15 protein-coding genes are annotated in these 22,696 nt (G+C 47.3%); 13 read left to right on the plus strand and 2 right to left on the minus strand.

The genetic code is table 11. From position 1 onward, the window contains the following. Window positions 1-44 precede the first annotated feature (44 nt). The 13 genes from strainIA91_RS11140 to strainIA91_RS11200 all read left to right on the plus strand — a co-directional run bounded on the left by strainIA91_RS11140 (window position 45) and on the right by strainIA91_RS11200 (window position 20,992). Window positions 45-2,696, plus strand: coding sequence for a TonB-dependent receptor domain-containing protein (locus tag strainIA91_RS11140; RefSeq protein WP_400166848.1), 2,652 nt, complete (start codon window positions 45-47; stop codon window positions 2,694-2,696). A 23-nt stretch (window positions 2,697-2,719) separates the two neighbouring features. Beyond that, on the plus strand, window positions 2,720-5,926 hold the full coding sequence (locus strainIA91_RS11145) for a hypothetical protein (protein WP_400166849.1): 3,207 nt from the start codon (window positions 2,720-2,722) through the stop codon (window positions 5,924-5,926). A 1-nt stretch (window position 5,927) separates the two neighbouring features. Continuing rightward, on the plus strand, window positions 5,928-7,319 hold the full coding sequence (locus tag strainIA91_RS11150) for a hypothetical protein (protein WP_400166850.1): 1,392 nt from the start codon (window positions 5,928-5,930) through the stop codon (window positions 7,317-7,319). 16 nt (window positions 7,320-7,335) lie between these two features. Then, entirely contained in the window at window positions 7,336-8,376 is a 1,041-nt protein-coding gene (locus tag strainIA91_RS11155) for a PorV/PorQ family protein (RefSeq protein ID WP_400166851.1), read from the plus strand. Between the two features lie 36 nt (window positions 8,377-8,412). Next, window positions 8,413-11,568, plus strand: a complete 3,156-nt coding sequence (locus strainIA91_RS11160) for a LamG-like jellyroll fold domain-containing protein (RefSeq protein ID WP_400166852.1) — start codon at window positions 8,413-8,415, stop codon at window positions 11,566-11,568. 247 nt (window positions 11,569-11,815) lie between these two features. Further along, window positions 11,816-14,164, plus strand: a complete 2,349-nt coding sequence (locus tag strainIA91_RS11165; protein WP_400166853.1) for a hypothetical protein — start codon at window positions 11,816-11,818, stop codon at window positions 14,162-14,164. Window positions 14,165-14,169: 5 nt separating this feature from the next. Then, window positions 14,170-15,486 (plus strand): extracellular solute-binding protein, encoded by a 1,317-nt coding sequence (locus strainIA91_RS11170; protein ID WP_400166854.1) that lies wholly within the window; start codon window positions 14,170-14,172, stop codon window positions 15,484-15,486. Beyond that, window positions 15,483-16,358: a carbohydrate ABC transporter permease gene (locus strainIA91_RS11175; RefSeq protein WP_400166855.1), complete on the plus strand. Its 876-nt coding sequence runs from the start codon at window positions 15,483-15,485 to the stop codon at window positions 16,356-16,358. The genes strainIA91_RS11170 and strainIA91_RS11175 overlap by 4 nt, the downstream gene beginning before the upstream one ends. Next, on the plus strand, window positions 16,355-17,164 hold the full coding sequence (locus strainIA91_RS11180) for a carbohydrate ABC transporter permease (protein ID WP_400166856.1): 810 nt from the start codon (window positions 16,355-16,357) through the stop codon (window positions 17,162-17,164). The genes strainIA91_RS11175 and strainIA91_RS11180 overlap by 4 nt, the downstream gene beginning before the upstream one ends. Next, window positions 17,164-18,180: a zinc-dependent alcohol dehydrogenase family protein gene (locus tag strainIA91_RS11185; protein ID WP_400166857.1), complete on the plus strand. Its 1,017-nt coding sequence runs from the start codon at window positions 17,164-17,166 to the stop codon at window positions 18,178-18,180. Before strainIA91_RS11180 ends, strainIA91_RS11185 begins: the two co-directional genes overlap by 1 nt. Before the next feature lie 18 nt (window positions 18,181-18,198). Beyond that, window positions 18,199-19,107 (plus strand): glycosidase, encoded by a 909-nt coding sequence (locus tag strainIA91_RS11190; protein ID WP_400166858.1) that lies wholly within the window; start codon window positions 18,199-18,201, stop codon window positions 19,105-19,107. Next, on the plus strand, window positions 19,104-20,330 hold the full coding sequence (locus tag strainIA91_RS11195) for a hypothetical protein (RefSeq protein WP_400166859.1): 1,227 nt from the start codon (window positions 19,104-19,106) through the stop codon (window positions 20,328-20,330). Before strainIA91_RS11190 ends, strainIA91_RS11195 begins: the two co-directional genes overlap by 4 nt. Window positions 20,331-20,752: 422 nt before the next feature. Then, window positions 20,753-20,992, plus strand: a complete 240-nt coding sequence (locus strainIA91_RS11200; RefSeq protein ID WP_400166860.1) for a hypothetical protein — start codon at window positions 20,753-20,755, stop codon at window positions 20,990-20,992. Window positions 20,993-21,304: 312 nt separating this feature from the next. On the opposite strand, the gene strainIA91_RS11205 is transcribed toward strainIA91_RS11200, so the two are convergent. Both strainIA91_RS11205 and strainIA91_RS11210 read right to left on the minus strand, forming a co-directional pair. Continuing rightward, entirely contained in the window at window positions 21,305-22,081 is a 777-nt protein-coding gene (locus tag strainIA91_RS11205; RefSeq protein WP_400166861.1) for a beta-fructosidase, read from the minus strand. Further along, the gene (locus strainIA91_RS11210) at window positions 22,029-22,262 is read right to left on the minus strand and encodes a hypothetical protein (RefSeq protein ID WP_400166862.1); all 234 of its coding nucleotides are present in this window, start codon (window positions 22,260-22,262) and stop codon (window positions 22,029-22,031) included. The genes strainIA91_RS11205 and strainIA91_RS11210 overlap by 53 nt, the downstream gene beginning before the upstream one ends. Between the last annotated feature and the right edge of the window lie 434 nt (window positions 22,263-22,696).

Here is a 22,696-nt window from a genome sequence, read left to right on the forward strand (position 1 = left end):
GCAGCTCCGGTAGATTCCTGTTAAAATCGTTGAAGGATTATCACATGAGACGTTCATTGCGAATTGCCATAATGGCTCTTTTCCTCCAGTGTTCCATCCTCTCCGCAGGGACAAGCGGAAAAATCGCCGGTCGGGTGATAGATGGAGAAACCGGAGAACCTTTAATCGGTGTCAATATCATCGTGGAAGGAACCTCCCATGGCGCAGCCACCAATGCGGACGGATACTATACCATACTGAATATGATGCCGGGGACCTACTCGGTCAGGGCTTCTATGATTGGCTATCAGGCAGTCGTACAGCAAAATGTGCAGGTGATGATTGACTTAACCACTCCCCTGGACTTCGAGCTGACAACTGAGGTTTTGGCTGGACAGGAAGTCATCGTGATTGCCAAAATGCCGACTGTGAAAAAAGACGTTACATCCACCTCTTTTCGTGTAAGCTCAGACGAAATCGAACAGCTTCAGGTTCAGACACTCAGTGACATTGTGAATCTCCAGGCCGGCGTGGTGGAAGGACACTTCCGCGGCGGGCGGGCCGGTGAAGTGATGTACATCGTAGACGGCATTCCCATGAATGACGCCTATTCCGGGGATAATCTCTTCGATGTAGAGAGCGACATGATTCAGGAAGTGGAAATCATCAGCGGCACCTTCAATGCCGAATACGGCCAGGCCATGTCCGGTATTGTGAACATCGTGACCAAGGAGGGACAGAAGCACTATTCGGGGAAACTCTCTTTTTTCTCTGGGGATTATCTAAGTTCACATACCAAAACTTTCATGCATATCGATCATATCAATCCTCTTTCTGTTTCCAACCTGCAAATGAGCTTAAGCGGTCCTTTACCTTTCATGAAAGAGAGGATCTCCTTTTCAATACTGGGAAGGGTTTACGGAAATGACGGCTGGCAATACGGCCGACGCATCTTTCGTCCCCAGGATTTTTCAACCTTTTCCGACAATCCTGAAGAAAATGTAATCCAATCAACCGGCGACAGCACCTACGTTCCCATGAATCCCAGCGAGATTAAAACCCTCCAGGGAAAAATCAGCCTGAAAGTATCCCAGAGGGATAAAATCAATTATACTTTTTTCTATGAAGATGAATACCACCGGGATTTTGACCGCCTTTTCAAGTACAATCCGGACGGCAATTATCATCACGAAAGCAACAGTTATCAAAATGGGCTTCAATACACCCGTATGTTTGGGAAATCCACCTTTCTTACAGCCAATGCGTCGGAATCCTTTACCGAATACAGCCAATATGTCTATAAGGATCCCCATGATCCCCGTTACGTGCCTATTGAGCATCTCACACAAAATAATTCCAACGGATTTTCCACCGGTGGCATGCGGATGTGGCACCATTTCCGGAACAATCGGACCCGCATTGCCAAAGCTGACCTGAGAAGCCAGTTTACCCGGAGTCAGACTTTGGGCCTGGGGGTTAGTTATAAACAGTGCCGTTTGTGGCTTCATGAATATCAGCTGTATTTCGATGAAAATGATGAAATCCGCATACCCTCCGATTCTTCCTGGTACAACAACTCCTATACCCGTAAACCTGTGGAAATTGCCGCTTACATCCAGGATAAACTGGAACTGGGGGAGATGATCATCAATATGGGAGTCCGGCTGGATTATTTTGATCCAAACGGCGAGGTCCCTGAATATTTTTACGATACCCAGGGAGCTCCCAAACGGGAAGCTAAAACATCCCATCAATGGAGCCCCCGTATCGGTATTGCCTATCCTATTTCCGATCAGGGGGTGATCCACTTTTCCTATGGACATTTTTTTCAGGTTCCCAATTATGAGCACCTCTATATCAACCCCGATTTTGAAGTGAATCTGATTCAGCTCAAAGGCGATCAGCCGCCCCGGGGCCGGTACAATATCATGGGCAATGCCGAATTGAAACCGGAAAAAACCGTCAGTTACGAGATCGGTATCAAACAGGCCATTACGTCCAACCTGACCATCGATATCACCGGTTACAACAAAGATATCCGGGATCTGATCGGTCAGATAACCATGCAAAATATCTACGGAGGAAAATTCTGGCGTTTTATCAATCGGGATTATGCCAACGTCAAGGGAATCACCGTGGCTCTTGAAATGCTCGAACAGCCGGGATCCGTTGGTTTTTCCGTGGATTATACCTATCAATCCGCCACGGGAAATGCGTCGGATCCCATGGATGAATCGAAAAATCAGGAATCGGATCCACCCATCCAATCAGAAAAAAAGCGCAGACCTCTGGATTGGGATCAAACCCATTCCCTGAACATGTCCATGACGACCACACAAATGGGCTTTCACATCAGTTTGATCGGAAAAATCGGCAGCGGCACTCCCTATACCCGGGAATCTCCCTATTATAACAACCGGATTCTGAACGGAGAACGCAAACCCATGACCATGACCTTTGATCTGAACGTCACCAAAGACTTTTTCCTTAACTCCTGGATCATTTCGCCTTTCATGAAGATTACCAATCTTCTGGACCGGAAAAACAATCGGGAAGTATATCCTTCCAGTGGAACAGCCGATTATAATTATGACATGGTTTTTGAAACGTACCGTGGATATAAAACCCAGGAAGAGTGGTATACACAGCCGAACTTTTATGATGAACCCCGAAAGGTCATCATTGGCTGCTCCTTAAGTTTTGATCAGAAAAGATGAGAATTAACATGAAGACATTCACCATGAAAAAACAAACAATTTTTCTGTCCGCTGTTTTATGTTTCCTGGCTTTGACCGTGATTCCACTTCAAGGGCAGACCCCCAAATCCATGAGGGGTCACCGGGAATGGCGCCGGCGTGGTCTGATGAACGGCAACCTGGTCCATACCCTTTTCTGGAATTACTGCGAAGTGGGCAGTTACCCTGATGATCCCTCCGGATGCTGGCCCTCTCCGGAACGGCATTATCTGGATGATATCACACTGATTGTCTCGGTGGAAACAACCAACCGCGATGGTGAAATCATCCATCCCATGGAAACCCAGTACCGGGAATTTGTGGATGTTTCCCCCGATGGAGTCCCCTGGGGATTTGAAGCCCGCCCCAACTGGTTTAACATGGACAAAGAATCCAACACCTCCCCGGCCATGAGTAATAATCCCAATTCCTGGCCGGATTACTGGCTGGATAGACCCCTGTCCTGGGCCGGACACTGGAACGGCTATTTCGGAAAAGGAATCTATAATGCCGATCTGGAAACAGTGTTTGTCTTCGATGATGATCCGGATAAAGAACCCAACCTTTTTATGAATTTTTACTGTGACTCCCGGGATTCCACCCGGGGCGGTGTGGGGCTTGTCGTGAAGGCCCGAGGATTTCAATGGAGCCAGGTCCTGGCGGAAGACTGTATTTTCTGGCTCTATGACATCACGAACGAATCCAATACCGATTATCAGAAATCCTACTTTGCCCAGTATATCGACTGGGGTATCGGAGGTGTGGGTAGTGATGTTCAAAACATCGGCGAATACGACCTGGATTTGGATATCGCCTTTGCCTACGGGCCTCCCGGTGCAGTAGGAACCCCAGGGAACTGGCAGCCCATCGGGTATGCCGGATACGCCTTCCTCGAAAGTCCCGGTATTGAAACAGATGGAAAAGACAATGACAATGACGGGATGGTGGATGAGTCCCGGGAAAGCGACGGACCCGGGGAATTTCTGGATACTTATCCCTATGGGATTGACAACGTGGAAAACTTTGTCCGGGTATACAAATATGATCCCATACCCCATTGGGAACATGATGAAGATTGTGACTGGGAGCCTTACACCGATGTAAATGGAAACGGACAATGGGAACCTGAAGAACCTTTGAATGATGACGTAGGAGCTGATGGCGTGGGTGTGTACGATTTACACTATACCGGTCCGGACGAAGGAGAAGGGGACGGAAAACCCACAAATGGAGAACCCAATTATAATGCCACGGATCCTGATGAATCAGATCAGATCGGATTAACCGGTTTTGATATTTTTCCCACCCACCGTTATGAACTCATCAATGACGAAGAAAACTGGGGTGTTTTCAGCCGGATGCCACCCCCCATGAGTGAAATTGTCCAACCCAATAATCTGAGCATGTTTTTCTCATCCGGCGCTTTTCCCCTCATGCAAAACCAAACAGAACGCTATTCCATGGCCTTGTTGTTCGGTGAAGACAAAGACGATCTGGTGAAAAACAAAAAAGCCGTCCAGCAAATCTATAACGCGGATTATCAGTTCGCCAAACCGCCTTTGAAACCCACGGTAAAAATTTATCCCGGTGACGGCGAAGTCACCCTGGTCTGGGATGATCTTGCCGAGCAGTCCTTTGACCCCTTTCTGCAGGAATACGATTTTGAGGGCTACATGATTTACCGCGGAACAGAACCTCAGTTTCTGGAAAGTAAAATCATCACGGATTCGTATGGTAATAAAACATACCGAAAACCCATCGCCCAATTTGATTTGCAGGATGGCATTACCGGTCCCCATCCGGTGGATATCTACGGCATCAAATTCAATCTGGGAGATGACACCGGGATTCGCCATGTGTTCACGGATAAAGATGTCAAAAACGGACAGACCTACTATTATGCGGTTGTCTCCTATGATTACGGTTTTTACACATACACGGAAGACGGTGTGGAAGGCTTTCAGCCTTCGGAATGTTCGGCCATCATCAACATGAATTCTCTGGGTCAGGTAACCTTTATGGATATCAACTGCGGCAGTGCCACGCCCCGGCCTGCTGCCGCCGGATATATTCCACCCCAGGTGGATGGCGACATCGATCATGTGGGCCCCGGCACCGGGCAGATTCATGTCGACCTGGTGGAAAAACACAAAATCCCCCCGGGAGAAACTACCTATGAGCTGGCCTTTATGGAATCCACCAAATTTCACAACGAAACAACACCTTTCTATTCGGTTCGTAATGTGGAAGCAGACACGCTGGTGCTGGACAGCATTCAGGTCACCTCTTATGGTGATGAGAGTCCCCTTTTCGACGGTCTTTCCCTCACCATCTATAATGACACAACAATCACAATCGATCAGAATAAAACCGGTTTTATTGCCGGATCCTCCGATTATGTCCCCAAAATCCGCCTGAATCCGAAAAATGAAGATGTCATCGGTTACCGCCTGAACCTGGAACAGCCCTCCGATTATATAATCTCTTTCTACGATTCTGTTTACACCTATTCTGCCGGTGTATTCGGGATTAAATCCGTACCCTCCACGGTCCGGGTATATAATGTGACCGATTCAACAGACGCCGTCTATGCCGTATCAGATATCGACAAAGACGGGCAATACAGTCATGGGGACGATATCTTCATCATTGTCCCGGATGACGAATTTATCTTTAAACGCTACACATCCTGGATGATTCGTTTTGCCCCTCTTCTGGAAATCGACACCGTCTGGGTGAATGAAGTCCCCTATGCCGATACCACCTGGATCACCGTTGACCCGCCTCAACCCGGAGACGAATTCTATGTGGCCACCCGGAAACCATTTCGTCAGGGAGAACTTTTCCGCTTTACCGTGTCGGGAGAAGATTCCAGCAACACGCTGGCAAAGGAAGAACTGGACGATATTTGTGTCGTTCCCAATCCCTATGTGGTCACGGCCTCCTGGGAACCGCGGAATATGTACAAATTCGGCCGGGGAGAACGGCGGCTCCACTTTTATCACCTGCCCAAAGACTGTACCATCCGGATTTACAACCTGAGAGGCCACCTTATCGATACGATTGAACACCACTCAACAGCCAATGATGGCATGGCTGCCTGGGATATCCTGTCCAAAGATGGCAATGAAATTGCTTACGGAATTTACATCTATCATGTGGAGGCTCCGGGCGTGGGAGAAAAAATCGGACGGTTTGCCCTGATTAAATAACATGAAGAAAACGTATACACATCGCATCCTAATGCTGATTCTTCCGGCTCTTATCCTCTATCCCTTTCTGCCGGGATGTGATCAGCCTGAACCGGAATCCTCTCCGGTTGCCACCGTAAACGGCCGGATTGTGACTGCCGATGAATTTGCTTTTTTCTATGAATTTATCCCCCGCCATATCGCTGCCCAGACAAAGGAAAAGGCTTACACAGATGCCTTACAACGGCTCACGGACCGGATCCTCCTGGCCCAGGAAGCCGAAACCATGGACCTCGGAACATCGGATACCCTCATGCAGCGGGCATTGGACCTTTTCCGCCGGCAGGCGGTGAATCGGGAACTCTACCTGAAATATATCCGGAATCCCATCACCGTGACAGAACATGAAGCCCGAAAAGCCTTTGAACGGTCCTGTAAAACACTGCATGTAAAACATTTCCAGACTGCCCTTGAACCGGAAATCAAAAATGTCCGGTCCGGCGTTGTGCCATGGAAGCACATTCCCATGTATCCCGGTGTTAAAACTATCGAATCCCCCTTATACGGTGCTGTGGATGCCGTCTCCTGGAACGATGTAGCCCCTGATCTGGAGGAAAGACTCTATTCCATGGATCTGCACCAGGTATCTGAACCGGTATTTGACGGAACCTATTATCACATATTTAAAGTCGTGGATTACGAGAAAAATGTGTTGATCCGCGAACATGATTTCCAGATTCACCGGGAATCGATAGCCGGAGTGCTCCGAAAGCGAAAAGAAACCCAGGCCTCCTTTGAATTTGTCCAACAGGTGATGGCTCCCCAGCAAGTCATCATCAAAGCCGATGCCCTCAATGCCCTGACCCGGCACCTGTGGGAAAAGAGGCCTCTGGAACCGGAGAAACTGCAATACCTCCCTGATCAGGAGGTGAACACACTGGAACACACAAAACGCCATCTGACATCCAGGGCTATTGCCACCTTTCGGGATGGAGAAATGACCGTTGGAGATCTGATCATGAATTACCGCGTTAATCCACAACCGGTTACATACACCTCGGAAACCGGTCTCCGGGAAAGTCTGAAAAATGCCGCAGCGGTCTATATCCGGGATCATGTCCTATCGGAAATGGGGCTCCGGGAAAAAATGGATCAGTATCCCTCTGTCCGGGAAGAAGTTCAAACCCGCAGGGAATATTTGCTGGCTGAAAAAATGATCCGGAAACTCTACCATTCGATCAAAGACAGTATCACAAGCGATGAAGAAAAAGAAGCCTGGCTGGAAAACCATCTGACAAGATTAAGGGCGAAAGCATCCATCGAAATTGATGAGGATTTTCTTTTAAGTATCAACACCTCAGACGAGGGTTTCACACGAAAAATAGATTTTGTGGGGGTCTCCACATCATATTAGTGAACAGGAGTTTTTCATGAAAAGGACTCAGGTAAAAAAACATCTTATGCAAACGGGGCTTATTTTGCTGCTTGGGGCATCCCTTGCATATGGTGAATCGGGCAGGATGACCAATGTAGGTACAACCGCCGCACCTTTTCTGGAAGTTGGCGTAGGATCCCGGGCTATTGGTATGGGAGGAGCTTTTGTGGCAATATCCAATGATGTATCAGCCCTGTACTGGAATCCTGCCGGCTTGTGCCGTATGGATCAGGGAGAGGCTGTATTTGAAAGAACCGAATGGCTGGCAGATATTTCATTCAATTATATGGGGGCTACCCTGCCCTTTCAGCGTTTTGGTACCGCCGGTTTTTTTCTTAATGCCATGACAGTCCCCCGCATGAAAGTCCGAACCGTGGATTTTCCCGACGGAACCGGTGAGGAATACGATGCGACAAGCTATGCTGTGGGACTCTCATATTCTTTTGGCATCACAGACCGTTTTTCCATGGGGTTTACCGGAAAGTATATCTCTGAACGTATCTGGCATGAGAACACATCCACTTTTGCCGTGGATATCGGAACTCTGTACCACACAGGATTCGGCAGCCTGCGTATCGGGGCAGCTATTACCAATTTCGGCCCGTCTCTTCAAATGGACGGGAGTGATTTGATTATTTACTACGATGCCGATGAATCCATTGAAGGGAACAACGACCGGATCATGGGGAAGCTGATGACCGATGACTGGCCCCTCCCATTGAACATGCAATTCGGACTGGCATACGATGTGATAAACAAACAACAAGCCCGCCTGACGATCGCTGTGGATGCTTTCCATCCAATCAATAATACAGAAAGCATGAATGCAGGATGTGAATTATTGCTGCTGAATATGCTTTACCTTCGGGCCGGATATAAAGCCATTGGACAAAGGGATACAGAAGAAGGCCTGACCCTGGGAACCGGACTCCGCTATCAGATGTTCGGACAATCCAATATTATGGTGGATTATGCCTACGCCGATTTCGGTCGCTTGCAACATGTCAACCGTTTTACAATCCGGCTGAATTTTTAGGCGTTGACAGTATAAACACGTATCACAGGAACATACATGAATAAACACCACGGGGGCAGGGCTCCAGTAAAATTCCTTGTCTGTCTGATCATTTGTTTTTCCACTTCCCTTGCAGACCAGATTCCCGTGCCCCGTGTGGAACAAATGCCGAATCTGCCCCAGCCCTATCTGATGAGGAACTGGAAACAGGTGGCTGTTGATTATGATAATCTCGTTTTTGATCTGAGCCGGACCGGTCAGTATTTGCCTTTGGTGTGGATTAATACCCATACGGTCAACTATCCCAATCATAACAGCTTTGGGCTCCATACCGTAGTGGGGACCCCTTACCCTGGGAACGCAGAAGCCATCAATGTATTACCGGCAGTCATCGGTGCCACACTGATTGGCATTGATAAAAGCAATCAAAACGGACACAACTGGGTATTAGGTTGCGAAGAATGGTTTAACCGCAGACCTGAAGAAAATGTTTATCTGAATAATCCCACCAGTCAGAGCGGAGATGACTGGTGGTATACCATGATGCCGAATGTCTTTTTTTACCAGTTATACGATCTCTATCCTGGAACTGGGGATTTTGACTTCCAGTTTACATCGGTGGCCGATCAGTGGCTGAAAGCAGTGGAAACAATGGGAGGCAGTGCCACTCCCTGGAACCGGGCATCCATGAATTACCGGGGCTGGTATTTATCCACCATGACACCCCACACGGAAGGGGTCACAGAACCGGAATCCGCCGGATCTATTGCCTGGCTTTTATACAATGCCTATGTTGAAACCGGAAACCCACGCTATCGGATGGGTGCCGAATGGGCCATGGAATTTTTGAGCGGTTTTTCCACAAATGCAGCGTACGAATTACAGCTCCCTTATGGGGTCTATATCGCCGCCCGGATGAATGCAGAACTGGGTACCACGTACAATGTGGACAAAATGCTCAACTGGTGTTTCGATCCCGAGGGAAATGCCCGGCAATGGGGTGTAACTCTGGGAAACTGGGGTGGATATGACTGTTACGGCCTGGTAGGAGAAGCCCTTTACGACGGATATGCCTTTGCCATGAACGGTTTTGAAATGGCAGGGGCACTGGTGCCCATGGTCCGTTATGATGACCGCTATGCCCGGGCCATCGGCAAATGGGTATTGAACCTGGCCAATGCTTCCCGGCTTTTTTATGCCAATTACCTCCCGGCTGATCACCAGGATGGGGAAGCCTGGGCGTATGAATACGACACCACCGCCTGTATCGCCCATGAATCCATGCGGGAATTTGCCATCGGAAGCGGTGTAAGTCCCTTTGCCACCGGCGATGCCATATCCGGCGGCTGGGGTGCGACGAATTTCGCTCTCTATGGCTCATCCCATGTGGGAATTTTGGGCGGATTGATCGATACCACAGAAATACCGGGGATTTTACGACTTGATGTATGCAAAACGGACTATTTCCAAAAAGACTTCTATCCTTCCTATTTATACTATAATCCGTATGACGAAGATAAAACGGTGACACTGAATGCCGGTTCAACAGGTGTGGATCTCTATGATGCTGTTACAAACCAAATCCTCAAGACTGCCATCAGTGGCGAAACTGTAATTACCATCCCCGCAGACGGCGTGATCCTGGCGGTCCTGATCCCCACGGGCGGAGCCATAACCTACGATGAAGAAAGGATGCTTGTTGACGGTATCGTGGCCGATTACAGCAGTGGTATGTCCGTAAGTAATCACAAACCAAGGATCAAATCCCTGGCAACAGACTCTGCCACAATCCTTTTCAACCAGGCTATTACCATCTATTGTACGGCGGCGGACCGGGATCTGGATGCCCTGACGTATTTGTGGTCTACAGGAAATGATACGCTGGATGGTAATTCACCATCTATCTCCTGGACTGCTCCGTCTGTAGATACGGTAATAACCCTTTACTGCTCTGTCAGTGACGGGATCGCTGAACCGGTCCGGGACAGCCTGACAATGACAGTCATTGAAGCCTTTAACCACGATCCGGTGATTGAAGAACTGATTGCATCTGCACGAAAAATTGACAAGCAGGATACCACATACATACAATGTGTGGCAAGCGATCCCGATTCGGATCTTCTGATTTACGAATGGTCTGCACCCTTCGGAACCATTACGGGAGGAGATTCCGTCATAGCCTGGATTGCACCCGATTCATCGGGATATTTTTATATCACATGCACCATCGACGATTCCCGCGGCGGATACGATATGGACAGTCTCGGGATCGTGGTTCGGGATTCATCCGGCGCCCAGACCGGTGATCCGGTAGCCTGGTATCCCTTCAGCGGCAATGCACAGGATGACAGTGGTATGAATAACCATGGCATCGTAAATGGTGCCACTTTAACAGAAAACCGTTTTGGAAATGCCGATTGCGCTTTTTCCTTTAACGGTACCAGTCATCATATCCGGGTACCCAACAGCAGCAGCCTGAATTTCACCAATGCCATTACCGTCAGTTTCTGGATGAATGCTTCAGAACTTTACAGTTCCCGGGAATCTTACCCCATTTCCCACGGGAACTGGGAAAATCGCTGGAAAATCTCCATCATCCCTGAGAAAAAAATCCGGTGGACTGTGAAAACAACAGACGGTGTAAAAGATCTGGACTCACAGATCAAGGTTTCCACTAACGCATGGTACCATGTTGTCGGATTATACGATGGTCAAAATTTTGAATTATTTATTAACGGGAATCTGGATTCCCATTCCTCCTTTTCAGGTACTCTCCTAACGACTTCCATCGACCTGATGATCGGGCAGGTATTACCCAATGTCACCGAATATAATTTTAAAGGCAGTCTGGATGATATCGCCATCTATGATTATGCATTATCCCTTGAAGAAATAGCCGAACTCTATTCCGTAACCAGCAGGAATCGTGAGAATGGCAGTGAACTGCCGGTCAGTTTTCACCTCTCCCAGAATTATCCCAATCCCTTTAATCCCACCACTACTTTTCAATTTGATATCCCCCGGGGAAGTCATGTAACACTGGAGATCTACGACATCAACGGACGGCTGATTGAAACACTTGTGGATGAATATAAATCTGCCGGTTCCTATTTTCATATATGGAATTCTCCCAATATCAGCTCGGGGGTTTATATGTACCGTTTACAGACAGATGAACTGACACTGGTGAAAAAATGTGTGAAATTGAAATAAGGATAAAACAACAAATATGAAAAACCTTATTGTTCTCTGTCAAAAACTCATCCGGCAAATCCAAAAATCTTCTGTGAAAAAAGTATCACATCGTTCACGAACTTCCCCATTGAAATATACTTTGCGCATTTCACCGGGCTTAATCTTAATCTCAATCTTAACCTCCACCTTAACCTCTTGCTCTTCCCCAAAAAGTATCGATTCATCCAAACTACCGGTCAACTTTACCGGAGACGCCAAAATTGAGGTGGGTGGTCCTTTTGTGGGAGTCTCCTTCCATCACAGTTCCATGATCCCCCAACGTATCAGCTTCTATTATCCTGTTGCCAACAGCATTGATCACAGCCGGGATTACTGGACCCGGGATACCTCTTACGTGGCGGACTGGACCCTGAAAATCGGAGACGGGCCATTGCGGATCATTGGAAAAGAACCGGCACCTTTTGAACTCACCCCGGCTTCCGTTTCCTTTATTCAGGAAAAGGGGGATTTTCTTCTGAAGGCAGATTATCGCTTTTGTCAGAACAAACCGGCCATGATCCTGACAATTCAGATGAAGAACACATCGGATAAAACCGAAAAATTTGAATTCAGTACCCATTTGAAAACGGCCATCCGGACCTGTCACACTTTCCGGCCGATTGACCGGGCTGTAAACACCCTTGAAGAGGACGCGGCCTATTTCCATTTTCAGGAGGATGATGCCGGTCATGCCGTGGTTTTTCTCGCTAACGGTGGAGACAAGCCGATCAAAAGCATTCTCTCCAATCCGCCTCTTCCGCCTTCTGTACGCCAGGTTTATACAAAAAATCTCAACCCGGGAGAAACCCTGGACATCGTACAGATTATTGGTTCATGCAGTCATGAAGAAAGCGGGGAACTGGTTGCGGATTTAGAGAAGAATTTTCAACAGGAAGTCAGTCTGTATGAAAATTTTGTGGCCGATAAAGCATATCAGACCATTTTCCACACCGGCACCCCAGAAACAGATCATTCCACCGCGTATGCAAAAGCCGTCATGGCCGCCAATGCCCATTATCTGGACAGTGAAATCGTCCCCATGCCCTGCCCGGCGGAATACAATTTCTATTTTACCCATGATGCTTTGGTCACCGACCTGGCGGCCGTGAATTTTGACATTGACCGTGTGCGAAATGACCTGGAATATATCATTCACCACGCCAGTGATGCCCATGTCATTCCCCATGCCTACTATTGGAAAGACGGTCGTTATGTGACGGAACTCGCCGATTCGGACAACTGGAATAATTTTTGGTTCGTGCAGGTGGCGGCCAAATATCTCCGCCATTCCGGGGACAGTGCCTTTGTGGAATCCCTGTTTCCCTATATCACCACCCGTGTAACAAATTCTCTGCTCACCCTGGAAGAGGATTATCTCATGTGGTCTTACCGGCCGGACTGGTGGGATATCGGCCATAATTACGGTCCCCGAACATACATGACCCTTCTTGCCATAAAAAGCTTAAGAGATTATATCTATCTTTCCACGGCACTGGATAAAGCTGACGTGCCCCTTCAAAAATATGCATCTCTGGCGGACAGCATGGAAACAGCTCTGGTTGAAAAGCTGTGGGTTAAAGAGGCAGGCTACCTGATGAACTACCACAACAACGGTTCATTGGATGAGCACTATTACATCGGCTCCCTGCTGGCGGCCCATTACGGTTTGCTGGATGAAACAAAGCAGGATAAACTGGTTCAAACAGCTACTTCCGTCATGGTGGATCCGGCTGTGGGAATTTACAATGCGTATCCCATGGATTTTGAACAGTGGGGCGAATTCATGAAATTCTCAGGCAATGAGGCCGGTGCCAAATACTACTATTTTAACGGCGGGATCTGGCCTCAGGGGAATGCCTGGTATGCCATGGCCCTCATTGCCAACGGGGAAAAAGCCAAAGCCGCCGAATTCATCAGCACGACCATGTCACTCCACGGCATTATGGAAGGTCCAAACGGCCAGCCGGCCTATTATGAAGTCCGCAATGCCAACAAGGAAAATCCTGCCGAATATGGAACGGTGGACAAACCCCAATTTTTGTGGGCCGGAGCCTGGTATCTGAACTGCCTGTATCAATTATACGGCGTGACCGACAATGGATGGAATATTGCCCTCGATCCCTTTTTAATGGAAAAACAAGAGGATTGTTCTTTTACCCTTTATGTCAACGGGAATCCTCTGTTGATTCATCTGAAAGGCAGTGGAACGGTCATCAGAGACATTAAATTTGGGAATTCCGCCGTAAATACAGCTGTATTTCCCAAAAATTTCCCAGAGATGAAAACCGTCACGGTTGTACTGGGGGAATCGCCAAAATCCCCTACTCTGCTGAGCACACAAGCTGTTCTGGAATCCTGTCGTTTTGATACCAACCAGTTTCGGCTGACCCTGAAAGCGTATCCGGGACATGAGTGTGAATCGGTTATGATTTCACCAGCCATACCCAAATCAATTACCTATAACGGATTACCTTATAGCGGATTGTGGTCTTACGAAAACAGGGGCGGATATTACACAATTTCCATTCACACGGTTCATACTGCCAATATCGATAAACTTGTGGTAACTTTTTAAAAACTATGAAAAAGAGACTGATACTTCTCGTAATTCTCATGAGTGTGGCCGGAGTCCTGTCCTGCGACAGGAATTCATCACAAAGAAAGGATGATGAGGCTGGAGTCATCCATTTAACCTATTGGTGTTCTTCGAATCAGAATGAGATCAATCTGGCAGAAGAACTGGTAGAAAAATGGAACAGCACCCATCCTGAGATACAGGTCCGATTACAACCAATCCCAGCCAGTCAGTCCTCTGAGGAAGTTTTATTGGCTGCCATTGCCGGTAAAACCACCCCGGATATCTGTTCGAACATCTGGCCTGGAGCCATGGATGATTTCACGAATGCCGGGGGGCTTGTCCGCCTAAATGAGTTCCCGGATTTTTTCGATGTGATGGCTTCACGGATTTCCATGGAACTGCTGAATGCATTCCAGTCCCCGGACAGTCATTACTACCAGATCCCATGGAAAACCAATCCCATAATGGTCATGTATAATGTCCGTCTTTTCCGGGAAGCCGGTGTTAAAAATCCACCGGAAACATACAGCGAGTACCTTGACGCAGCCCGGTTGATCACAAAAGATCTGGACGGGGACGGCCATTTCGACCAGTGGATGGGGTACCGGGATATCCGTCCTATCTGGTGGCAACGATTTTTCGACTATTACACCTTTTACATTGCGGCTTCCGGCGGTAAAACCCTCTTTGACAAATCAGACATTGTTTTTAACAACGATGCATCTGTGGAAGTCTTTCAGTTTTTTCAGGAATTGTATGCCAACGGTTATTATCCCCGGACAACCTTTCAGGGGGATCAGTTTGTTGCCGGAAAACTGGCCACTCAATTTACGGGTCCATGGAATGTGATTCATATCCAAAACTATGCCGGAGCGGATTTTGAATTTGATATTTCACCCATACCTGTCCCCGATGATACGGAAGGACCGGTTTATACTTACGGCGACCATAAAAATATTGCACTTTTCAGTACCACCGAACATCCGGAAGCCGCCTGGGAATTTGCCAAATTTCTGATCACCCCGCAGGCCGATTTAAGATTGCTTGAACTATGCAGCCAGATTCCCTTACGGCAAAACCTGACGGGAGATCCCCTTTACAAAGATTATTTTACCCAACATCCCCGAATGGTAAAATTTGCCGAACAGGCACCCTACACACGGGGAGTAGACGGGGCTTCGGATCTGAAAGAGATTTTTGACGGAATTTCCCAGGAGTATGAAGCCTGTGCCGTTTTTGGTCTGAAACGTCCGGAGCAGGCCGTTAAAGATGCAGCAGAACGGGCAGAAATGATTATTGAATGGAACCGCTCACGATGAAACAAAAAAACACAAATTCCGAAAGCAAAATAGGCTACCTGATGAGCCTCCCTTACATCCTGTATTTCCTTCTGTTTGTCGGGTTCCCCCTTGTTTTTTCATTTATCCTGATTTTCCACAAATGGAATGTGATTACCCCCATGGAGTGGGTAGGCCTGCGGAATTTTATCCGCCTTTTTCAGGATAGACTTTTTTTCCAATCCATCCTAAACACCCTCAAATTTCTGGTCATCCATATCCCCCTTCAAATCATCGTAGCCCTTCTTCTGGCTGTATTGCTCAATCAAAAGATCAAGGCACGGGGGTTTTTTCGGGCGGTCTATTTTCTGCCGGTGATTGTCTCAGGAGTGGTGATTACCCTTTTATGGCGTCAGCTCTATGCTTATGATTCAGGTCTGCTGAATATCCTTCTGACAAAAATGGGCCTGTCTCGTATCCCCTGGATTACCCATCCGGACTGGGCCATGCCTTCCATCGCCATTATGGCCACCTGGAAAAATGTGGGCTTGTACATTGTCCTTTTTCTGGTAGGGCTCCAGGGCATCCCCCGTTATTTGTACGAGGCCGCGGAAATTGACGGAGCAAGGCCCATTCAGCAATTCTTTTTCATCACCCTGCCGGCTTTGAACAGTACCATCGTCCTTGTGATTATCTTATCCACCATCGGCGGTTTTTCACTCTTTATCGAACCCTTCGTCATGACCGGCGGCGGCCCTGTTAACAGCACTTTGTCAGCTATGCTATATATTTACAATCAGGCGTTTTATTTCGGTCACATGGGTTATGCCGCCACACTGGGATTTTTCTTTGCTGTCATTGTATTACTCGTTGTGTTGATTCAAAAGAAACTTGTGGAGCAAAAAGACAAATGAAAAAATTCTGGATATACCTTTTCCTGATTGTAGGAGGATTAATTTTTGCTTATCCTTTTTTATGGATGATCTCTGCCAGCTTCAAGCCGGAAATTGAAATCAGTCATGTAGGGTTGTGGTCATCCAATTTTACACTGAACAGTTACGAAGCTGTTGTGCAGAAAATTCCCATCTGGCGCGCCCTTTTTAACAGTCTTTTCGTTTCCTCATGTGTGACATTATCCGTCATCTTTTTTGGATCCATAGTGGGGTATGCCCTCTCCCGGCTCCGCTTTTTCGGACGGGATTTTATTTTGGGTGTCATCCTTTTTACCATGGTGATTCCCTTTCAGATCACCCTGATTCCCATGTATATCCTCATGGTTAAATTCGGCTGGGTGGATAGCTACATGGCTCTTATAGTGCCCGGAATGATCAGTACATTCGGTATTCTCCTCTTTCGGCAATTTTTCCTGGATATTCCCCAGGATCTCATAGATGCCGCCCGGATTGACGGATGCAATGACCTGATGATTCTGTTCAGGATTTTCTGGCCCCTTTCCCGGCCTGTGATTATCACTGTGGGCATTCTTTCCTTTATGGGAAGCTGGAATGATGTGTTATGGCCATTAATTGTGATCCGTGTCCGGGAATTGATGACCATGCCCCAGATGGTCACTCTATTTGCCGTAGGTGGTCAGGCGGAAGCCCAGCTCGGGGCCGAACTGGCGGCGGCAACACTCCTGGCAATCCCCATTATTTTGGTCTATGCTTTCTTCCAGAGATATTTCATTGAAAGTATGGCAACAACGGGGTTAAAAAACTAATGATGAAAGCCATACAATTTAACGGAAAGAGCCTGAATCCCATTGAGCGGGATCTTCGGGATCCCAGAAGCCATGAGGTTTTGCTTCGGGTCCAGGCCTGTGGAATTTGCGGGACGGATATCAAAATCCTGAAGGGTGAATCTGAAGCCAGTCCCCCCGTAATTCTGGGGCATGAATTCTGCGGTATTGTTGAAGAGACGGGCACACAGGTCACCTCTGTCAAACCTGGTGATTCTATCAGTGTGGATCCCAATATTGCATGCGGACAATGCCGCTTCTGCAGGAAAGGAAAGGTCCATCTCTGCGAAAATCTGACAGCTCTGGGTGTGAACATTGACGGCGGATTTGCCACACACTGCTTCGTTCCTGAAAGCCAGTGTTACCATATCCCACCGGATTTGCCCCCTGAGCAGGCAGCTTTGATGGAGCCCCTCTCCTGTGCACTCTATGGTTTTCAAAAAGCAGAGATTCATTCCGGAGATGCCGTAGTTGTTGTAGGCGGCGGAATGATTGGGCTTCTTATGCTGAAACTTGTCATGCTTTCTCCGGCACGCATGGTTCTTCTGGTGGAACCCGATGAAAGCAGGAGAAATTCCGGGATATCACTTGGGGCGGACGCGGCTTTCAACCCTCATGACCTTCGTCTTCAGGAAAAAATCCGCACATTAACCCGGGGCGGAGCTGATTGTGTGATAGAATGCGTGGGAAACATCCAGGCTGTTAAAACGGCATATTCCCTCTTAAACCGTGGAGGACATTTAATCCTGTTTGGTGTTCCACATCCTGAAGAATCTTTTGCCTTATATCCGTATGAACTCTTTAAAAATGATATCCGGATCAGCGGCTCATTTCTTAATCCGGAAACGTTTCAAGTCGCCATCGATTTGGTACAATCGAAAAAGATCACATTAGATGATATTGAAATAAAAACATTCTCACTGGGGGAGATTAAACAAGCCATCGAGAATCAAACCGAACACAAAAGCCTGAAAACCGTTGTAACCATGAAACCGTAAAGACAGGACACAGAAGCAATGATCACACTACACAGAATTTCAAAAGACCCGGTTTTTTTACCCGATCCGGAACATGAATGGGAACGGGCGGCCGTTTTCAATGCAGGGGCTGTATACGAAAACGGACGATTCCATATGATTTACAGAGCCACCAACATCGGTGGCCATGCCCGTTATGGCGAATATATAAATCAACTGGGATATGCCACAAGTGATGATCTGATTCACTGGGAAAGGCGGCAAGAACCGATTGTAAAAAATGACGTCCCTCAGGAACTGAGAGGACCTGAAGACCCGCGAATAGTAAAAATCGACGATACCTTTTATATGACCTATACAGGATTTGGAAACCGCTTTCCCGGGGATTACCGGATCTGCCTGGCTACCAGCCGGGATCTGATTCACTGGGACCGAAAAGGGGTCCTTTTAGATGAAGAAAACAAGAATTCTGCCTTTTTCCCAAAACAAATCAGGGGTGAATATATCCTTTTGCACCGACGCCATCCTGATATCTGGATTGCTTATACTCAGGATATGAAGCAGTTTTACAAGCATACAAAAATCATGACCCCCATCAGCGATGACTGGCAGAGTGTCCGTATTGGTATTGCAGGTCCACCCGTTAAACATCCGGAGGGCTGGCTTCTTTTCTATCATGCTGTGGATGAGACAAATGCTTACCGTCTGGGTGTGGCGTTGCTGGACTATGACGATCCCACAAAAATCCTGGCCCGTCAATCCCGGCCTGTCATTGAACCGGAAATGGACTGGGAAATCCACGGCTTTGTACCTAATGTGATCTTCAGTTGTGCTACCATGGAAACAGAAGATCAATATGTGGTGATTTATGCCGGGGCCGATACGGTCATCGGAGCGGCTGTTGTGGATAAAACAGATCTGATTTTTGAAGAGAAAGACCGGATATGAGATGGACAATTTTTCTGCTGAGCCTTATGTTTTATTTTCAGGGATGTGATTCCCGGAAAGATCAGCTACAATCTTCTGTAAACCTGAATCACGCCCTAAACCTGACAGACAGTCTTACAGTGGATGGGGAGGAATCTCTTTCTTTTATCTACATCTATGCCGATGCCCCTTCTTATGAACCTGTGATTGCTTCCGGAGAAGGTATTACCTGTGTGGACGATGTGGGACGTTTCCTGGAAGTCCTGGAAACAGAAATAATCCGGCGTAAGAGGGGGGACTTACTTCCCATTGCTGCTGGAATGACCCGTTTTTTGCTCTATATGAGTCGCGATGATGGATTGTGGTACAATTTTATGCATGAGGATGGTTCCATCAATACGGAATACCGGACCAGCACTGCCGAATTTCAATGGTGGGCGATTCGGGGACTTCGGGGGCTTACAGCAGCTTACAACATATTTCGTGAGCGACCAAAATATGCAGATTTGCTCGAACGGGTAAAGAAACAAATCCAAACCATGGACCCTCATTTGGAAGATATTTTATCTCTTTATCCGGAAACGGAAGAAACATCTTTGGGAGGCCGCCCTTTGTGGCTGGTAAAAAAGGCTCCGGACATGAATGCAGAACTCCTTACAGCTCTGGTTCGTCTGACTGAAACAGGAGATTTTAATTACCATGAAGAGGTAAATAAAATAGCCGAAGGTTTGATGAAATACCAGTATCTGAATCCGGAAAGTGAACTACATGGAATGTATTTCTGTTGGGAATCAACCTGGCATAACTGGGGCAATACACAGGCTGCAGCCCTTATGGCAGCATACCGGTTAACTGAAAACTTTGTCTATCTAGAAAGTGTCCGGCTGTGGGCGGACCATTTTATTCCCTTTGTTCTGTCTAATAATTATCCCTGGGAGATCAAGGTTCTGGCTGATGAGGCATATACAGTGACACCTTATCCCCAGATTGCTTACGGTATCAACTCCATGTATCAGGGAATGCAGGCACTTGCGGATGAAACAGAACATCAAAAATATTACAAAATTGCCGGGGAAATCCTCTCCTGGTTCACGGGGAAAAATTCAGCCCGGATTCCCATGTATGATCCAAAAACAGGCCGCTGTTTTGACGGGATTGATGATGCAGGAAGTGTGAATGATAATTCCGGAGCCGAATCCACCATTGAATGCCTGCTGGCGATGCAAAGGGCAGAGAGTCGTTAGTCGACAGTGGACAGTCATCAGTCGGCAGTCGACAGTCGAAAGTCAAAAAGTCGATTGAATTGATTGATTTGATTGACTTGATAAATACATCAGGAGCGAAGCGACGCTAACTTTAGACAGGCCACGGCCTGTCCCTACACCTCGACACACACCAGGAGCGCAGCGACGCTAACTTCCAACTTCCACCTTCTAACTTCTTTAATAGAATTGGCGATTCATTTGATTTAGCACAAGGATTATAAGAGAGATGGGATATATGATTTCGCTTAGGTGAGGCCCCCCACCCCGGGGGTAAAATACAGCGATATGCGACACAATGCAAGATAATATTGTTAATCATATATGTGTTGTTTCGAATTATTTAATGGATTAAATACAGTCCTCATTTAAACTTTGTAGCAGTCGTATCAAGATATCAGCTTATGAAAGATAATGGACTTGAACGCTGTGAAGCAGCAATTGAACACCGCAAAGCGGTGCTTGAACACCACGAAGTGGTGATTGAAAGCCGCGAAGCGGCGTTTAATAATTCAAGCGGCACTTCGTGCCGTTCAATAGCTTCGCTGCGCTCAGCATTCCAGCACTGCTTCGCAGTGTTCAAAAAAGAATTCCAGGCACCCATTGAAATCCGCATATCTGGGATTGAAGATCGAACGCAGTGAGATCCTTGAACGCTGCGCTGCAGCGTTTGAACACCGAACGTAGTGAGGTGCTTGAACACCACGAAGTGGTGATTGAAAGCCGCGTAGCGGCTATTGAACACCGAATGAAGTGAGGTGCTTGAATCCTATGCCGGAGCGAAGCGGCTTCCAAAAGTCACAAACTGCCGACTGTTGACTGCCGACTTTCGACTGAAGCCCCAGGAGCGAAGCGACGCCAGCTTCCAACTTCTAACCTCATAAAGTTGATTGCCGACTGTCAACTAACGCACCGTTTCAACATCTAAACCTTTCAACGTTTAAACGTCTAAATATTTAAACGTTTAAACGTAAAAAATTCCTGCAAACCGACTTCCACCCTGTTTTCACTCCGCTTCTCCGGATTCCACCGGTCCGGTGGTCAAATCCAATAATTTCACCGCCCAGTTCGGGAATAATGCGAAAGGCATAGAGTCCCGATTCGTGGGAGAGCAATTGCCGGGGGCTGTTCCCGTTAAAATCCAGCAGGTTTTCCGAATGAATGGCATAAAGTCCGCCTGTCCCCCGGGTCCCGGGCACCGAATCATAGTCCGGGCCTGTTGAACATATGAGTTCATATCCGCCATGTGGATTTTTAAAAACCTGGTTCACATCCATTTCGGAAAAAAAGCCGGTATTGGCGAGGGGTGGCAGGTATTCCCATTCTTTCAGAAGTCCGTCACAACATCTCAATAAACCGGCCACACCGTTGTGCTTAACCGGCCTTGATACCGATTTTGCCGTCACCAGCATGTAGATATTGTCTTTATGCCTGAAAAGATAGGGATCCCGCCAGGAATGGATGGATACATCCCCCGGGACATACCGTTGTGTATAGTATCGGCCATCGGGTTTAACTCTGAAATCGGGGACCGGCTCCCAATGATCTGTATCGATCTTTTTCGAAAACGCACAGCCAATATGCTGGGTTTTCCCATCATCAAGATTGCCATCCCGGGATGTATAATAGAGCAGAAATCCATTTTTCACTTTAATGATATCACCCGTCCAGATAGATGTGTTATCCCAACGGTCCGGAGAGGCGGTTAAAACATCTGTGGGCCCCCAATCCATGTGGATAAAATCTCTGGTCACCCCATATCCCACCTGAGTGAGAGGCCCAGTGAAACTGTTCCGACGGGACAAGGGACGGGTCGGCATTCAGGTAAAATACATGAAAAAGGTTTTTTACCGGTTCGTAATAATACCAAAAATCCCAGATAAACCGGAAAGGGTGTTTGAGTGTATCAATCATGGTAAGGAAATATAATACTATCTTTTGAAAAAGAGAATTTAATGTTTGAAGAATTATGATTAACTCCGTGAAATTAGAAAAGCGTATTTTACAGGGAAGGTTGAGGAGGGGTTGCACTTCGATACGACCGCCTACCGGTGGTCTATTCGGTGACCTGGCGTTGTTACGTAACTGGAAATTGGGGAATAGGGAGTAGCGAGGTTCGAGTAGCGAGTCGTGAGGTTTGCGGTAACTGGGGGCGGAACAAATTCTGGACCATAGCTTTGCTCCGGCAAAAAATCAGGCATTCAAACGCCATTGGGCAACGTCAAATATTATGGATAAAGTATAGCTGTTTATACAAATCATATCTCTTTCACAAAACCAAATTCAATAATTCCTAAATTCAATTCATCATTCATCATTCATCATTCATCATTTATCATTCATCATCC

Source organism: Candidatus Neomarinimicrobiota bacterium (assembly GCA_041154365.1).
GTDB classification, from domain to species: Bacteria; Fidelibacterota; Fidelibacteria; order Fidelibacterales; family Fidelibacteraceae; genus Fidelibacter; species Fidelibacter multiformis.

Coding starts and splice junctions, on each gene's coding strand:
- strainIA91_RS11205 (WP_400166861.1), bottom strand. CDS start 22,081: ATGGATTGGGGGCCCACAGATGTTTTAACCGCCTCTCCGGACCGTTGG.
- strainIA91_RS11155 (WP_400166851.1), top strand. CDS start 7,336: ATGAAAAGGACTCAGGTAAAAAAACATCTTATGCAAACGGGGCTTATT.
- strainIA91_RS11140 (WP_400166848.1), top strand. CDS start 45: ATGAGACGTTCATTGCGAATTGCCATAATGGCTCTTTTCCTCCAGTGT.
- strainIA91_RS11210 (WP_400166862.1), bottom strand. CDS start 22,262: ATGATTGATACACTCAAACACCCTTTCCGGTTTATCTGGGATTTTTGG.
- strainIA91_RS11175 (WP_400166855.1), top strand. CDS start 15,483: ATGAAACAAAAAAACACAAATTCCGAAAGCAAAATAGGCTACCTGATG.
- strainIA91_RS11190 (WP_400166858.1), top strand. CDS start 18,199: ATGATCACACTACACAGAATTTCAAAAGACCCGGTTTTTTTACCCGAT.
- strainIA91_RS11180 (WP_400166856.1), top strand. CDS start 16,355: ATGAAAAAATTCTGGATATACCTTTTCCTGATTGTAGGAGGATTAATT.
- strainIA91_RS11195 (WP_400166859.1), top strand. CDS start 19,104: ATGAGATGGACAATTTTTCTGCTGAGCCTTATGTTTTATTTTCAGGGA.
- strainIA91_RS11150 (WP_400166850.1), top strand. CDS start 5,928: ATGAAGAAAACGTATACACATCGCATCCTAATGCTGATTCTTCCGGCT.
- strainIA91_RS11145 (WP_400166849.1), top strand. CDS start 2,720: ATGAAAAAACAAACAATTTTTCTGTCCGCTGTTTTATGTTTCCTGGCT.
- strainIA91_RS11160 (WP_400166852.1), top strand. CDS start 8,413: ATGAATAAACACCACGGGGGCAGGGCTCCAGTAAAATTCCTTGTCTGT.
- strainIA91_RS11185 (WP_400166857.1), top strand. CDS start 17,164: ATGATGAAAGCCATACAATTTAACGGAAAGAGCCTGAATCCCATTGAG.
- strainIA91_RS11200 (WP_400166860.1), top strand. CDS start 20,753: ATGAAAGATAATGGACTTGAACGCTGTGAAGCAGCAATTGAACACCGC.
- strainIA91_RS11170 (WP_400166854.1), top strand. CDS start 14,170: ATGAAAAAGAGACTGATACTTCTCGTAATTCTCATGAGTGTGGCCGGA.